We start from the raw sequence: 14,513 nt of genomic DNA on the forward strand, positions 1-14,513 counted from the left end.
TTTGATGGACCACCGGTTCCATTCTCCCATCTATCCAACCGTTCTGCTCTGTCACACCCTTCTCTGGGGCTGACAGTCACGATCTCGTGACGACAGCCTATGTCACTGTCCGTCTTACTGGTAGTATGCGTCTCGTCCAAGTATTTGTCCCAGAGGGGGAGTTAGATCTCGTACTCGAGACAGCCGACGCGGCTGGGTTCGATTATGCCGTGTCGGCGGAGACGAGTCACGACGAGTTCGAGGCACTCGTCTCGATTCCGGTACCGCCGGCCGGTGTGGAACCGCTCGTTGCCGAGTTTAGAGATGCAGGGTTAGCTGACGCCTCCTATACTGTCGTGACGGCTGCAGAGACCGTTGTTTCGGAACGTACTGACGATCTTCATGGCCGATTCACCGGTACCCGAATCTCTCGTGAGGAGTTACAGGCACAGGCGGTTGGCCTCGCCCCCGCGACCTCTACCTACTACGTCCTGTTGATCGTCAGCACAATTATCGCGACGGCCGGCCTGCTGCTTGACTCCGCAGCGACGATCATCGGTGCGATGGTCGTCGCCCCGTTGATGGGACCCGCGCTCGCAGCGAGTGTCGGCGTAGTCGTCGACGACGATGACCTCGCACAGCGAGGAGTCATCTTGCAGGTCGTCGGCCTGCTCGCTGCCGTCGCGACTGCCGCAATACTCGGCTGGCTACTCCGGGGGACGGTGTTGCTCCCGCCGGGATTCGATATCACGACCGTCCCGCAGATTCAAGAGCGGATCACGCCGAACGTACTTGCCCTCTTTCTCGCACTCGGTTCCGGTATCGCGGGCGTCATCAGTCTCATCCGAGACGTCGGCTCGGTGTTGGTCGGCGTCGCGATTGCAGTTGCACTCATCCCGCCTGCTGCGACGGCAGGACTTGGAATCGCCTGGGGACATCCTGAAGTCGTCGTTACCGCCGGCACCCTCGTTCTGATTAACCTGCTCTCGATCAACCTCACTGCCTTGCTGTTGCTCTGGTTTTCCGGCTACCGGCCACAGCGCACCGGCAGTCTCGACCGCGTCTACGGTCGGCTGCGCGCGCGTGTCACCGTGCTCGTTGTCGTAATCGCCGTCCTTTCGCTCGTCCTCGGCGGCGTCACCTATGGCACCTACCAGACCGCGTCCGTCGAGCACGATGTTCAGACCGAACTCGCGGACATGAGTGACGACCCCGAATTCGGTGACCTTGTCTTTCAGGAGGTCACCGTCCAGTACGAACTGATCGACGTCTACACCGGTGACCAGCCCGCAGTCACCGTGCTCGTCGAGCGCCCGCCCGGCGAGACGGAGTCACCCGACTTTGCCGAGGTCGTGCGCGAGCGACTCGAGTCGGCGACGGGAACCCAACTCGAGGTCGCGACTGAACTGGTGGATACGCAGCGAAGCGGCTGACCGGCCGTACTCAATTCGCCCCACCTATGCCCGCTCGCCGAACGACCGCGGTGCTCCTTCGCGCGGACTCACCCACTCGACGGCGTTTCGCAGGACCTGCTGAATCTCCTTGTTCTCGTAGATTGGATACGTCTCGTGTCCCGGCCGGAAATAGAAGATGCGGCCACTGCCACGGCGGTAACAACAGCCGCTTCGGAACACCTCGCCGCCCTCAAACCAGCTCGTCAAGACCAGTTTGTCCGGTTCGGGCACGTCGAAGGGTTCGCCGTACATCTCCGTCTCCGGCAACTCGATACACTCCTCAAGCCCGTCCGTGATCGGATGCCCGGGGTCGACCACCCACAGTCGCTCAGTCGCGCCGTCCTCGCGCCACTGAAGGCTGCAGGTCGTTCCCATGAGTCGCTTGAATATCTTCGAGTAGTGTGCCGAGTGTAGGGCGAGTAATCCCATGCCCTCGAGTACCCGCTCTTGAACGCGGTCGACGATTTCGGCTGCGACCTCATCGTGAGCTTCGTGGCCCCACCAGAGCAGGATATCTGTCCCATCGAGAACCTCCTCGGTGAGTCCGTGCTCAGGTTCGTCAAGCGTCGCCGTCTGGACCTCGTACTCGGCGGCTGTCTCCTCACTTCGGAATATTTCGGCAAGCGCCTCGTGAATTCCATCTGGATAGATGGCCGCGGCCTCGTCGTCCTCGCGCTCGTGTCGGAACTCGTTCCAGATCGTAATCGTTCGCATGAGACAACCGACCACTGCCGGTCCCTTAGCTCGCGTGGTCCCCAGAAGACCCCGTCTGGTTGGTTGTTTTCAGAGGGTATGGAGCGAGTACAAGGAACCACGTCGCTGTCATCGCATTTACGTCACGACAGCCTGGTACTCTATATCACATAAAACCTATCACGCGCATGGACTCACAGCGTAATCCGGGAGATTAATCGGTCACAACTCTTATTTTGATTGCTGACTGCGTCTCTCTATGGACTGGGACAGGCTTCGAATACCATCGTTTGCGACGGCTTCTGGCTGGACGCTCTCACCATCCTGCTCACATCGCCGGTGTTGGATGTACCAGAACCGGCGAGGTGATCGTCGGTGATCGGCACCGATGTCGGTGTCGGCATCGTCGGTCTCGGTGGCATGGGCAACCACCACGCACGAAACGTCACAGAACTCGGTGCGACAGTCGTCGCGGGTGCCGATCTGGTTCCCGAGCAACGGGAGCACTTCGCCGCCGAATTCGGCGCGGAAACCTACGAAACCCATGAAGAACTTGTCGTCGACGACGCGGTCGACGCCGTGATCGTCACAACGCCAAACCGCTTTCACGAACCGATCACCATCGACGCACTCGAGGCGGGCTGTGACGTGCTCGTCGAGAAACCGCTGGCACACACACTCGATAGTGCAGAGCGAATTGCCGAGGCCGAAGCCAAGGCAGACGGCTTCTGCATGGTTGGCTTCCACAACCGCCACGCGGCCTCGATGACGATGTTCGAGGAACACCACTCGCGCGGGCGCTTCGGTGAATTGACTCACATCGAGGCCAACTACGTTCGCCGACGCGGCGTCCCCGGACCCGGCTCGTGGTTCACTAACGAGGATCTCTCCGGCGGCGGTGCGCTGCTCGACATCGGCGTCCACGCGCTGGACCTCGCCCTCTACGCGCTCGACTTCCCCGAAATCACTGAGGTCTCCGGCGTCGCACGGACGACCTTCGGCGCACAGGAGGAGTACGCCGATCCCGAAGGCTTCGGTGACAACTGGGACGCAAGCGCAGAGACGTACGAGGTCGACGATTCCGTCAGCGCCTTCATCCGGTGTGCCGACGGACAGACAATCTCGCTCGAAGCTGCTTGGGCGACTAACCGCGAAGAGAGCATGGACTTTCGCATCCGCGGCACCGAAGCCGGTGCCCAGTTCGATATCGGTGACACCAACATGCAACTCCTCGGTGCAAGTTCGGCCGGTGGCGACCACTACACCGACACCCAGTTCACCGGCGATACAACCCTAACCGGCTACAAAGAACAAGACGAGCGGTTCCTCACCACCGTCGCAAGGGCCTCCGAACCGACGACGAACACCATCGACGAAGCGCTCGTCGTCCAGCGCGTCATCGATGCCATCTACCGCTCGAGCGAAAGCGGTCGCTCTGAGCCGGTCGAGTCTGTCGCTGGTGCCCACTCGAGTACCGGCGAGAAACACGAGCAGGAAAGTGAACTCGAGGCAGAGGTTGGAGCGGACGACTGACAGACGCTGACATTGGTGCTGATTTTCCGCCACGCATCGTACAGGCTGGTGAGCAACTGAGACTGTTGAACAGTATGAGAGAGTCATCTTCGCCGTGATGTTACGAACGGTCGTCGATTCGCGCGCGACGGTTGCAGGGGAGTGACGCTGCTCTCCAGAGTAACTCTACACTGAGTTACTGTTGTGAATCTCCACCAAAGGTCTTATTACCACACATACGAGTCACCCACTGTGAGAAGAATTGACTATGATTCGAAAGAATTCTAACAAAACTGGCCGATCACGGCGGACGGTACTACAGGCAACCGGTGCGGTCGGTCTGGCCGCTATCGCGGGCTGTCTCAGTGGGGGAGACGACGCGGAGCCGCTGGAAAACCTCCTTGAGGAGGACCCCGAGGAGTATCAGGCGGTCGAGGTCGGCCACTGGTGGACAGCTGGGGGAGAAGAAGACGCCTTTGAGGCACTCGTCGAGGGCTTCGAAGCGGAGTATCCTGACATCGAGATCGATTCTTCGCCCTCGCCTGGTGGTGCAGGCAGCGCACTTGAGGCGGACATCCGTAATCGCGTCGTCGACCAGAACCCGCCGAGCACGTTCCAAGTGTGGCCCGGACAGGCACTCACCGACTACACCGAGGAAGATCTGCTCTACGATATCGACGGCAACGTCTGGGACGACGAGATGCGCGAGGCCTACCATGACGGACCAGTCGATGTTTCCCGTCCCGACGGCGAGTTCGTCGCCGTGCCGATCAACATCCACCGACTGAACAACCTCTTCTACAACGTCGACGTCGTCGAGGACAGCGGCGTCGACCCCGAGTCGATCGACAGCCCGAGTGAACTGCTCGAGGCGATGGAGGCCGTCAACGACGCTGGCTACGTCGGCATGGCCCAGCAGACAGCCTCCGCGTGGTCGACGCTCCAACTGTGGGCGCAGGTGCTCCTCGGCGAGTACGGCGTCGACGTCTACGAGTCGTTCATCGACGGCAACGTCGAGGAGAACGAGGACGAAATTCGCGACTCACTCACCCTCGTCGTCGACTACAGCGAGTACTTCAACGAGGACGCGAGTTCCATGAACGACTGGGACGACGCGAGCAACTACATCAACAGCGGCGAGGCCGCTTTCTTCCACCAGGGCGACTGGGCCGCCGGCGAGTACGAAGCTGACGACGATCTCGAGTACGGCGCGAACTGGGACCACGTTGCCTTCCCAGGGACCGAGGAGATGTACGCGCTGAACATGGACTCGTTCGTCTTCCCGAAGCACAACCCGTCGCCGAACGCGACCCTGCGCTTCCTCCAGTATGCGGCCACGCCGGAGGCACAGGAACGGTTCAACCAGCACAAAGGATCGATCCCGCCGCGAACAGATGTCTCGGACGAGGCGTTCACGCCGTTCCTGCAGGATCAGATGGCTGACTTCCAGGAGTCGACCGACCAGCCGCCGTCGATCGCACACGGGCTCGCAGTGGCCCCGGCCACGCAGACCGACATCGAGGGCGCGTTCGCGAACTTCATCGACAACTGGGACGTCGACGAGACCTACGACGATCTCGTCAACAGCTTCCAGTAGGATTGTCCACTAGGCTATGGATTCGTTACGTAACTCTCTTCGACGGCTCAACCCGCTCTCGACGGCGACAGCCGACGCTGAAACCGGAACTGGGGTTGGAGTCGAGGCCGATGCTGACGAACGCGGTGGCCTCGTCGACCGACTCCGGCGAAGCGACTTCGTCGAGTCGATGCCGTTCTGGCTGCCGCCGACGGCGCTCGTTTTGCTGTTCGTCTACGGCGCGATCGCCTGGAACGTCGTCATCTCGTTCACCGGCTGGTCCGGACTCGGCCAACCCGACTACACGAACTTCACACTCGAGATGTACCGCCAGATGCCGGCGGATCAAGACTTCATCGCGTCGCTGCGGAACACGGTCGCCTTGCTGATCGCGTTCACCAGCGCCTCGCTGGTGGTCGGACTGGGACTCGCGCTGCTCGTCGATCGGAAGATCCGCTTCGAGAGCACGTTCCGGACGATCTACCTGCTGCCGATGGCGCTGTCGTTCGTCGTGACGGCGATCTTCTGGTCGTGGATGTACGCTGATCCGGACGGACTGATCAATACGGCACTCCACGGTATCGGCCTGGAGGCACTTGCTTACGACTGGCTCGGCGATCCGCGGTTCAGACTCGCCGCGGTTATCGTCGCGCTCATCTGGCAGTTCAGCGGCTACTGTATGATCGTCTACCTCGCAGGGCTCCGGTCGATTCCTGACGACCACTACGAGGCCGCACGGATCGACGGCGCATCGACGCTGAAGCTGTACTGGCGCGTGATCATCCCACAGCTTCGGTCGTCGACTGTCGGCGCGACGGTCGTCCTGATGGTGTTCGCACTCAAGGCGTTCGACTTCATCTACGTGATGTTCGGGACGAACCCCGGCCGGTCGGTTGACATCCTTGCGGTGACGATGTACCGCGAGGCGTTCTCGGCCAGCGAGTGGGCCTACGGTGCAGCGATCGCCGTTGTGCTGTTCGCACTCGCACTGACGATCATCGGCCCGTACGCGTACACGCAGTACAAGCGAGGTGCACTCTGATGACAGCAGATACCACAACGGAACCCGAACCCGAAGACGATGTCAACGGTGACGGTGACGACAACGACGAAACCCAGGGGCACCTTGCACGACTCTCACCCGGCAGGATCGCCCTCTACGGTGGACTACTGGCACTCGTTGCGGCATACCTCTCACCGCTGTACAGCGGCCTGACAACTGCGTTCAAGTCCCAGGATGCCTACCGTGAGACATCGCCGCTTCAGCCACCGATCGACGGCTTCACCGTCGACCCCTGGCTCACGGCCGCCAGCGAACTCGCGTTCGCGATGCTCAACAGCTTCGCACTGACGATCCCGGCCGCCGTCCTCTCCGCACTGTTCGGCAGCCTCGCTGCCTACGGCCTGACGAAGGTCGACTGGCGTGGGCAGGCGCTCGTGCTCGTCCTGTTCCTCGCTGCGGTCTTCATCCCGTATCAGGCAGTGCTCGTGCCGCTGCGACAGTTCTGGTCGATGGTCGGACTCTCACAGATCCACCCGCGCGGCGAACTGGTCGAACTACTGATCACGCACGTCGCCTACGGGATCCCGATCTGTACAATCCTGTTCCGGTCGTACTACCAGACCCTCGACGGCGAACTCATCGAGGCCGCCCGCCTCGACGGGGCGAGTCTCGCACGAATCTACCGCAAGATCGTGTTGCCGCTCTCGATCCCGATGTTCGCCGTCACACTGATCTACCAGTTCACCCAGATCTGGAACGACTTCCTGTTCGCCCTCGTCCTGCTCAGCAACCGGGCGAACTACGTCGTCACACTCGAGTTGAACGCGCTCGCAGGGTCGATGGCGACTGACTACAGCGTCCAGATGGCTGGTGCGTTCATCGCGGCGTTGCCGACAATTCTGGTGTATATCCTCTTCGGAGAACAGTTCGCGAAAGGACAGACGATGTGATCACAGATGGCAGACTTACAACTCGACGACGTAACCAAGGTGTTCACCGAACGCGACGGCAACGAAATCACCGCCGTCGACGACGTATCGCTCACGATCGAGGACGGAGAGTTTCTCGTCCTCGTTGGACCCTCCGGCTGTGGGAAATCGACGACCCTGCGCATGGTCGCCGGTCTAGAATCGATTAGTTCCGGCCAGATTCGACTCGGTGACACGGTCGTCAACGAAATGAAACCGAAAGAACGGGACATCGCTATGGTGTTCCAGTCCTACGCGCTGTACCCGCACATGACCGTCCGCGAGAACATGTCGTTCGGACTCGAGGAGTCGACCGACATGCCAGCCACGCAAATCACGGAGACGGTCGAATCCGCGGCGGAGATGCTCGGCATCGGCGACCTCCTCGAGCGAAAGCCCGACGATCTCTCCGGCGGACAACAACAGCGAGTCGCACTCGGACGCGCAATCGTCCGCGATCCGGAAGTCTTCCTGCTCGATGAACCGCTCTCGAATCTGGACGCAAAGCTTCGCGCGCAAATGCGAACCGAACTCCAGCGCCTGCAGGAGGACCTCGATGTCGCAACCATCTACGTCACACACGATCAGACGGAAGCAATGACGATGGCCGACAAGATCGCCATCCTGAACGACGGTGAGCTTCAGCAGGTCGGGACACCGCTTGAGTGCTACCACGAGCCTGCGAACTTGTTCGTCGCGAGTTTCATCGGCGAACCGTCGATGAACTTCTTCGACGCGCGTCGCGACGGCACGCAACTCGTCACCGACCAGTTCAGATACGACCTGGCCGACGAGACGGTGGCCGCGCTCGGCGAGCACGACGACCTCGTGCTCGGCGTTCGTCCTGAAGACATCGAGCTTCGCTCAACTGGAAGCGACGAACACAGCTACGAGACGACCGTCGACGTCGTCGAACCGATGGGTAACGAGAACAACGTCTACCTGACCTTCGGGGACAAGCACGCCGAGTCGTTCGTCGCCACGATTGACGGGATGAACCGCGTCGAGGCCGGACAGTCGGTCGTCGCACACATTCCAGAGGAGGCAATCCACCTCTTCGATCGTTCGAGCGGGCGCGCGCTTCGCAATCGAACACTCGAGCCCACGGCGGTTGCCGAGGCGCAGTTCTGAACGGCAACTCCGACTCGGGCTAACGAATCGTCGTCGCGACTGGAATCGTTTTGTGCCGTCGCAGGTTTCTCAGACGGGGCACAAGGAATAGCGTTGTTAGTGACTCGTGCTCGGCGTGTTACTGCTACCCGTCACGCACTATCGCTACACACTACCCGCTACTCGAGTGCCCGACGATAGCCGTCGGCCGCAAGTCGCGTCGCCACGACGTGTGCGTAGAACGCGACGAAAACCGCAACGACGCCGAGCGCAGTCGCACTCGAGAGGGCTATGATGAGGAACGCCCAGCCGGGGACAACGACGAGGGCCGCGAACAGCCAGGAGACCCAGTAGCCGCCGTGAGCGAGGATTGTGCGATAGCTGTGTGTTTCGCCGTCGTCGAGTGGCAGCGATGAGTGAGCCGAGGCATCGGTTGCGAGCCTCCCGATGACAATTGGGACAGTGTAACCGACGAGGAGGACGGCAACGAGTGCGACTGTCGAGAGGCCAAAGAACAGCAGCAATCCGCCGAAGTCGATGGAGTCCGGTGTGATCGGCAGCCGTGTGAGGAGGGTAATCGTCGTGCCGACGAGTGCGGCGACGAGGGTGAGGTACCCCAGTGTGATCACGAGGAGCCGACAGCCAGTGTCGAACAACGGACGCAGCGGGCGAAACGACGGTGGCGTGTCGTCGGCTGCGACCGTCGTTGCGAAGACGCGCCCGAGGTAGCCAAGCAGCGCGATCATTGTCGTCGTCGCGACTGCCACGAACGGGAGTGCAAGAAGTGGATTCGACGCGCCGAGTGCGACGGCGAGTTGGACAGCGATTGCTGTCAGCAGTCCGAACAGGCCACCGACCGCGAACAGGTCAAGGGTGTGGTCGCCCCGAAAGGGGAACGTAAGACCGTCGTGCAGTCGGCTCGCCATTACGTTCATCTGTGCACTCGGACCGTATAACGATTGTAACTCCCGTCGCTGACAGTGTCGATCTGCCTCGTAAGAAAGGGAGAGGTGAGGGTATCCCGGACGGGTGTGACACCACGAGTGTGGTGACCGCTGAAAGGACACGATACACATGGGTCAGCACCGAGTAACGGCTGCGAGAAAGGGTGTTTGCTGAAAGTCGATCAACCCGAACAGATGGGGAACGGCTTAGACGACTTCGTCGAAGTCGTGGTGGCCGTGAATGTCGACGCCTTCGTCGGTGATCTCACAGAGGAAGACACCGTTACCGGAGCCGGTGTCACGCTCTGCGGCCGACTTGATCGCACGCGCGGCGATCGTCGTCGCCTCGTCGTTCGAGAGGTCCTCTTCGAACTCCTGCTCGAGCAGACCGTAGGCGAGTTGCATCCCGGAGCCGGTGACGGTGTAGTCGTCTTCCATGACACCGCCGGCTGGGTCGATGCTGTAGACGTGACTGCCTTCCTCGTCGACGCCGCCCAGAATCGGATGGATTGCAAAGAACGGACCGCCGCGGGCGAAGTTGCCGGCGAGGGTCGCGAGTGCGTCCATGCTGATCGGCTCGCCGCGGCGGGCTTCATAGAGGTTGACCTCGGCACGAAGGCTGCCGATGAACGACTGCGCACCGCCGACGCTACCGACCATCGTCAGCGCGCCGGTCGGGTGAATCTGTTCGACCTTCTGGACGTTCTTGTTCGAGACGAAGCGCCCGCCGAGGCTTGCGCGCATGTCCGTCGCGATGACGACGCCGTCCGCAGTCGAGATGCCGATCGTCGTCGTCCCCGTCTTGTTCACGTTGTCGAGATCTGCGCGCGAAAACTCGCTCTGGGGCATCGCGCCGACCTCCGGCTCGTAGGGGTTCGGGTCGTCGGCCAGCTGATCGACCGTCCGGGAGAAGTCCGAATTATGCTGTGGTGCTCGCATTGACGAACGTTACGACCGGCACAATATAAAACATCGGCGGTCATCATCCTTGTTTCCGGTTTGTGTGCCGGCCTGTTTGCCACCGTGTTCGCCGTCGACTGCGAGGGACAAGGCTCACACCACCGTGTGGTTCAGCACTCAAACCAGCCACACCGCTCCAGATTGAGTTGCATGCGGCCGCAAAACGAGTGCAGTGTTAGTACCCGATCAGTGCTGTGCGCCCTCGTAGGCGTTCTCGACGGTGTCGATGAGGCGGTGGACCGGGAGCGTAATTCCGGCCTGGCGGGCGGCGATGGCGAGTGGCATGGCAACGATGCCAACCATGATGCACAGTTGGTACAGCGCGAACAGCGTTGCGTGGTACACGCGGGAGATCATCAGCGTTCAGCCGTGGCTCAGACGGGGGCAATATATAAAGGTTCGTTATTTCTAACTTTCATAATGATTGTGTATGTTGAATCGGGTCGACGCAGTCATGCGATTCAAGGAAGGTTGTGCTCGGCCAAACTCAGGGTGTACTCGAGTCGAAATCTGGCTATGCAGACAGCAATCGATACGCTGAATTTGCATAACTTATGGAGGCCATTTCGTTGCCGTGCGCGCTCGTCGGCGCGCCTTTCCCATGTTTGTCTTTGCCATGTGTTATTGAACCATGTCTGTAGGTTGCATGCGAGTGTGCGTGACGATTCACGCCAGGATCGCCACCGCAGAGGCGCGGACGAACCGCAAGACAAGAAACCCCCCGGACCGACCACGATGTATGGGCAACTATCTCGTCGCGATGGAAGCAGCGTGGCTCGTTCGTGACGTCGATTCGATTGACGACGCAATCGGTGTCGCAGTGAGCGAAGCCGGAAAGCGACTCAACAGCGAGAATATGGACTACGTCGAGGTCGAAGTCGGCGCGACGGGCTGTCCGGCCTGCAACGAACCGTTCGACTCCGCGTTCGTCGCGGCCCAGACCGCACTCGTCGGCCTGGCACTCGAGATGGAAGTGTTCAACGCCGACAGCGAAGAACACGCCTCACGTATCGCAAAGAGCGAAATCGGCGGCGCACTGCGCGACGTGCCGTTGTCGGTCGTCGAAATCATCGAAACGCCGGACGACGAGTAACGGACGCGGTCACAGCCGTCGTATCTCCCGTCAGAGCGAATTGCAGAAGACTGGGTGACGAGAGATGGCGGTCGACACTCGTCGGCCGGGAAGAACCACACTCACCCAAAGCTCTTTCTATAACCCCTGGTTATTGGCTGCTATGGAGCTACCAACCCCTGCAGATCTGCGCCAGCGACGGACCGACCTCGGGTTGACCCAGAGCGAACTCGCCGAGACGGCAGACGTATCTCAGCCGCTGATCGCCCGTATCGAGGGCGGCGACGTCGATCCGCGCCTCTCGACGCTGCGTCGAATCGTCAACGCACTCGAGAAGGCAGAGAGCGACGTGGTTCGCGCGGACGACCTGATGAACGAAGCCGTCGTGAACGTGACGCCGGATGATCCAGTCAAGGAAGCGGCGCGAAAGATGGAAGAGGAGGCCTATTCCCAGCTTGCCGTCATCCAGGACGGCATTCCAGTTGGCTCGATCAGCCAGAGCGATCTGGTTCATCTCGACTCGGCGGCCCGCGACGAGCCAATCGCAGACCACATGAGCGAGAGTTTCCCGACGGTGTCGAAGGATGCGACGCTCGACGAGATCAGCAACCTGCTGGAACATTACAAGGCCGTGATGATCACAGAAGCGGGCGAAACGGTTGGGATCATCACTGAGGCAGACGTTGCGTCGCGGTTCTCCTGAGTTCTATGATTCTGCGGTTCTAAGGCCCGGAACTTGAACGCTTGGGCTCGTGGGCTCGTGGGCTCGTGGGCTCGTGGGCTCGTGGGCTCGTGGGCTCGTGGGCTCGTGGGCTCGTGGGCTCGTGGGCTCGTGGGCTCGTGGGCTCGTGGGCTCGTGGGACCACCCGGACGGCTACTGTCTACTCGAGTGCAGGTCGCGGCGCGTTTTCGTAGCGGATCATTTTCTCCGGTTTGTCGGAGATGGTCTCGTACAGTTGCTGGAGGGTTTCCTCTGCGGCGAGGACGTTGTGCTCGTCGAGGAACTGTCGGCCGTCGTCGGTGAGTGCGTAGAACTTCCAGGGGTAGCCCTGTTGGCGCTCGTCTTCGGGGAGGGTGACCTCGCGAACGACGCCGACATCGATCAGTTTCTGGACGTGTTTGTAGACGGTTGCCTCACTCACGCTCGGGTTCAACTGCTCGAGTTCGTACATCGAGGGCAGTTGTTCTGGGTGTTGAACGATGTTCGTGAGCAGTGCAAACCGGGTCTGTTGGGTGACGAAGTGGAGGAGTTCGCGCGCGTTCGACCCCTCGGCGGTCCCAAGCCGGGTACTCATACAACGGCCTACGGACTGTATCACCAAGTAGTTTACCCTGGAGTGAACTACTCTGGAGTAACTTACCTTAGAGTCAACCACCCCCGAAGAGTCGTTGCAAAAGAATCGGAAAGGGGGTTTTCTGCCGATATGCGCTGTTTCAGGGTCTGTACCCAGTATCGGAAGAATCGGAAGAATCGGAAACGGCCCGGAAACGACTATAACGGCGTGCCGATACGCATTGGATATGACCAACACCGAGCCACCCGTCCCCGTATCGGTCCTGACGAGCGCTCGCGAGCGCTTAGAGCAGGAAGAACTCACTCTCGCCGACAACGAGGCCATCCTCCACTCACTGAGCGAGCTCACGCCAGTCTACGAGAACGAACGATCCTACTTCGTCCTCGGAAGCTACGACCGCGAGCCGATCCGCCGGCTCAACCTCGTCGTCGACCGGCTCAACCGCCGCCCCGACACCTACGCCTTCCGCATGGTCGATGTCCGCGGCGAGTGGGAAAATGGTATCCAGAAGTTCTGTCTCATCGCGGACCTCGTCACCCACGTTGTCGGCGTCGCCGAGAAGGAGCCAAGCGACTTCCTCGTCGAACAGGGCCTACTCGCGGGCACCACCGAATTCTTCGAGAAGAGCTACGTCCTGAAGCGCGAGTATCCGGACACCGAGGAGAACCATCCCTTCGGCTGGATGCAGGACGGCGTCTTCGAGCTACTCGAGTCCGAGGGGCGACTTCACCGCTGGGAAACGAAGGCGGAGCTTGCCGAGGCGGCGGAAGCGCTTCCCTGACGGAGAGCGGTCCCCAAACTATCCGCGTGCGACCCGGCGACTGGCTCAGGTGTGCCCAGACACCGGAACCGGCTCGTAGGGCTCTTCGAGATACGCCATATCCGACGCGGACAGCGAGATGTCGAGCGCCTCGACGGCCTGCTCTAGGTGCTCGACGCTCGTCGTCCCGATGATCGGCGCGTCGACCCAGTCTTTGTGCAAGAGCCAGGCAAGGGCGATTTGAGCCATCGTGACGCCCTTCTCTGCTGCGAGTTCGGCGACACGTTCGTTGATCTCTCTGCCGCCGCCCTGGCGATAGGGGTGGTTGTACATGTGCTCTTCCGCTTCCCCGCGGGTCGTCGCGTCGATGTCTTCGTGCGGACGCGTGAGATAGCCGCGAGCCAGGGGCGACCAGGGGAGAACACCAATGCCCTCTTTCGCACAGAGCGGCAGCATCTCGCGTTCCTCCTCGCGGTAGACGAGGTTGTAGTGGTTCTGCATCGTGACGAACCGGTCCAGCCCACGGTTGTCGCTCGTGTGCAGCGCCTCGGCGAACTGGTGGGTCCACATCGAGGAGGCCCCGACATACCGCACGTGACCCCGACGAACGGCGTCGTCGAGGGCTCGCATGGTCTGCTCGATCGGCGTCTCGTCATCCCAGCGGTGGATCTGGTAGAGGTCGATGGTGTCGACACCGAGGCGCTCGCGGCTGGCCGCAAGCTCTTGCTCGATCGTCTTCCGGGAGAGCCCCTGCGAGTTCGGATCGTCGTCTCGCATCTGGTGGTAGACCTTGGTCGCGACGACGGCCTCTTGCTGGTAATCGAACTCCGCCAGGGCATCGCCGAGAATGCGCTCGGACTGGCCTCGCGAGTACATATTCGCCGTATCGAAGAAGTTGATCCCGAGATCGATTGCACGCTCGATGATCTCCTTGCTTTCCTCGTCTTCGAGCACCCACTCGCGCCAGTCCGAAGATCCAAAGCTCATGCAGCCGAGACAGAGGCGGCTGACCTCCATGCCAGTGGTACCGAGTGTCGTGTACTCCATACGCGTGCGTCGACGAGCGGGGTGAAAACAGTACTGTCCGCCGACGAACGGTATCGGAGAGCCCTTCTTCCTCCACCAAATTTTAGTGTCGGATGGCCATACAGTCGCGTGCATATGACGGACGAGCACTCCGACCGAGA

At 60.9% G+C, this 14,513-nt stretch carries 15 protein-coding genes; 9 read left to right on the forward strand and 6 right to left on the reverse strand.

The annotated features are described in order from the left end of the window. The first annotated feature begins 125 nt into the window (after nt 1–125). Nucleotides 126–1,412 carry a TIGR00341 family protein gene (locus C482_RS09650; RefSeq protein ID WP_006167398.1) on the forward strand — a complete coding sequence of 429 codons (1,287 nt, stop codon included), beginning with the start codon at nt 126–128 and terminating at the stop codon, nt 1,410–1,412. 24 nt (nt 1,413–1,436) lie between these two features. Here C482_RS09650 and C482_RS09655 read toward each other — a convergent pair whose 3' ends face one another. Then, a complete protein-coding gene (locus tag C482_RS09655) occupies nt 1,437–2,147 on the reverse strand; it encodes a ThuA domain-containing protein (protein ID WP_006167399.1) in 711 nt (236 codons plus the stop codon). 354 nt (nt 2,148–2,501) lie between these two features. Here C482_RS09655 and C482_RS09660 point away from each other — a divergent pair, with 354 nt between their 5' ends. From C482_RS09660 to C482_RS09680, 5 genes are all read left to right on the forward strand, one after another. Then, complete coding sequence (locus C482_RS09660) at nt 2,502–3,659, forward strand: Gfo/Idh/MocA family protein (RefSeq protein WP_006167400.1); 1,158 nt, start codon at nt 2,502–2,504, stop codon at nt 3,657–3,659. A gap of 247 nt (nt 3,660–3,906) precedes the next feature. Continuing rightward, entirely contained in the window at nt 3,907–5,235 is a 1,329-nt protein-coding gene (locus C482_RS09665; protein ID WP_006167401.1) for an ABC transporter substrate-binding protein, read from the forward strand. 16 nt (nt 5,236–5,251) lie between these two features. Then, on the forward strand, nt 5,252–6,256 hold the full coding sequence (locus C482_RS09670; protein WP_006167402.1) for a carbohydrate ABC transporter permease: 1,005 nt from the start codon (nt 5,252–5,254) through the stop codon (nt 6,254–6,256). Continuing rightward, a complete protein-coding gene (locus C482_RS09675; RefSeq protein ID WP_006167403.1) occupies nt 6,256–7,167 on the forward strand; it encodes a carbohydrate ABC transporter permease in 912 nt (303 codons plus the stop codon). The genes C482_RS09670 and C482_RS09675 overlap by 1 nt, the downstream gene beginning before the upstream one ends. 6 nt (nt 7,168–7,173) lie before the next feature. Further along, nucleotides 7,174–8,316 (forward strand): ABC transporter ATP-binding protein, encoded by a 1,143-nt coding sequence (locus tag C482_RS09680; RefSeq protein ID WP_006167404.1) that lies wholly within the window; start codon nt 7,174–7,176, stop codon nt 8,314–8,316. Between the two features lie 158 nt (nt 8,317–8,474). On the opposite strand, the gene C482_RS09685 is transcribed toward C482_RS09680, so the two are convergent. The 3 genes from C482_RS09685 to C482_RS21790 form a co-directional block, all read right to left on the reverse strand. Next, nucleotides 8,475–9,221, reverse strand: coding sequence for a DUF4013 domain-containing protein (locus C482_RS09685; RefSeq protein WP_006167405.1), 747 nt, complete (start codon nt 9,219–9,221; stop codon nt 8,475–8,477). A 225-nt stretch (nt 9,222–9,446) separates the two neighbouring features. Beyond that, complete coding sequence (psmB, locus tag C482_RS09690) at nt 9,447–10,178, reverse strand: archaeal proteasome endopeptidase complex subunit beta (protein WP_006167406.1); 732 nt, start codon at nt 10,176–10,178, stop codon at nt 9,447–9,449. Between the two features lie 207 nt (nt 10,179–10,385). Further along, nucleotides 10,386–10,556 carry a hypothetical protein gene (locus tag C482_RS21790; RefSeq protein ID WP_006167408.1) on the reverse strand — a complete coding sequence of 57 codons (171 nt, stop codon included), beginning with the start codon at nt 10,554–10,556 and terminating at the stop codon, nt 10,386–10,388. A gap of 382 nt (nt 10,557–10,938) precedes the next feature. On the opposite strand from C482_RS21790, the gene C482_RS09695 reads away from it, so the two are divergent. Then, nucleotides 10,939–11,292, forward strand: coding sequence for a DUF555 domain-containing protein (locus C482_RS09695; protein ID WP_006167410.1), 354 nt, complete (start codon nt 10,939–10,941; stop codon nt 11,290–11,292). 142 nt (nt 11,293–11,434) lie between these two features. Continuing rightward, nucleotides 11,435–11,974: a CBS domain-containing protein gene (locus C482_RS09700; RefSeq protein WP_006167411.1), complete on the forward strand. Its 540-nt coding sequence runs from the start codon at nt 11,435–11,437 to the stop codon at nt 11,972–11,974. Nucleotides 11,975–12,152: 178 nt separating this feature from the next. Here C482_RS09700 and C482_RS09705 read toward each other — a convergent pair whose 3' ends face one another. Beyond that, nucleotides 12,153–12,566, reverse strand: coding sequence for a helix-turn-helix domain-containing protein (locus C482_RS09705; protein ID WP_006167413.1), 414 nt, complete (start codon nt 12,564–12,566; stop codon nt 12,153–12,155). A gap of 226 nt (nt 12,567–12,792) precedes the next feature. Between C482_RS09705 and C482_RS09710 the strand changes: the two genes are divergently transcribed. Beyond that, nucleotides 12,793–13,347, forward strand: coding sequence for a hypothetical protein (locus C482_RS09710; protein ID WP_006167414.1), 555 nt, complete (start codon nt 12,793–12,795; stop codon nt 13,345–13,347). A gap of 45 nt (nt 13,348–13,392) precedes the next feature. Here the strand turns inward: C482_RS09710 and C482_RS09715 are convergent, their stop codons facing one another. Next, the gene (locus C482_RS09715) at nt 13,393–14,373 is read right to left on the reverse strand and encodes an aldo/keto reductase (protein WP_006167416.1); all 981 of its coding nucleotides are present in this window, start codon (nt 14,371–14,373) and stop codon (nt 13,393–13,395) included. Nucleotides 14,374–14,513: the final 140 nt, after the last annotated feature.

This window comes from Natrialba chahannaoensis JCM 10990 (assembly GCF_000337135.1).
In the GTDB taxonomy this organism is placed as follows: Archaea; Halobacteriota; Halobacteria; order Halobacteriales; family Natrialbaceae; genus Natrialba; species Natrialba chahannaoensis.

Bases quoted from the DNA above. Each gene is read 5' to 3' on its own strand.
- C482_RS09650 (WP_006167398.1), top strand. From the start codon at position 126: ATGCGTCTCGTCCAAGTATTTGTCCCAGAGGGGGAGTTAGATCTCGTA.
- C482_RS09655 (WP_006167399.1), bottom strand. From the start codon at position 2,147: ATGCGAACGATTACGATCTGGAACGAGTTCCGACACGAGCGCGAGGAC.
- C482_RS09665 (WP_006167401.1), top strand. From the start codon at position 3,907: ATGATTCGAAAGAATTCTAACAAAACTGGCCGATCACGGCGGACGGTA.
- C482_RS09670 (WP_006167402.1), top strand. From the start codon at position 5,252: ATGGATTCGTTACGTAACTCTCTTCGACGGCTCAACCCGCTCTCGACG.
- C482_RS09675 (WP_006167403.1), top strand. From the start codon at position 6,256: ATGACAGCAGATACCACAACGGAACCCGAACCCGAAGACGATGTCAAC.
- C482_RS09680 (WP_006167404.1), top strand. From the start codon at position 7,174: ATGGCAGACTTACAACTCGACGACGTAACCAAGGTGTTCACCGAACGC.
- C482_RS09685 (WP_006167405.1), bottom strand. From the start codon at position 9,221: ATGGCGAGCCGACTGCACGACGGTCTTACGTTCCCCTTTCGGGGCGAC.
- psmB (WP_006167406.1), bottom strand. From the start codon at position 10,178: ATGCGAGCACCACAGCATAATTCGGACTTCTCCCGGACGGTCGATCAG.
- C482_RS21790 (WP_006167408.1), bottom strand. From the start codon at position 10,556: ATGATCTCCCGCGTGTACCACGCAACGCTGTTCGCGCTGTACCAACTG.
- C482_RS09695 (WP_006167410.1), top strand. From the start codon at position 10,939: ATGGGCAACTATCTCGTCGCGATGGAAGCAGCGTGGCTCGTTCGTGAC.
- C482_RS09700 (WP_006167411.1), top strand. From the start codon at position 11,435: ATGGAGCTACCAACCCCTGCAGATCTGCGCCAGCGACGGACCGACCTC.
- C482_RS09705 (WP_006167413.1), bottom strand. From the start codon at position 12,566: ATGAGTACCCGGCTTGGGACCGCCGAGGGGTCGAACGCGCGCGAACTC.
- C482_RS09710 (WP_006167414.1), top strand. From the start codon at position 12,793: ATGACCAACACCGAGCCACCCGTCCCCGTATCGGTCCTGACGAGCGCT.
- C482_RS09715 (WP_006167416.1), bottom strand. From the start codon at position 14,373: ATGGAGTACACGACACTCGGTACCACTGGCATGGAGGTCAGCCGCCTC.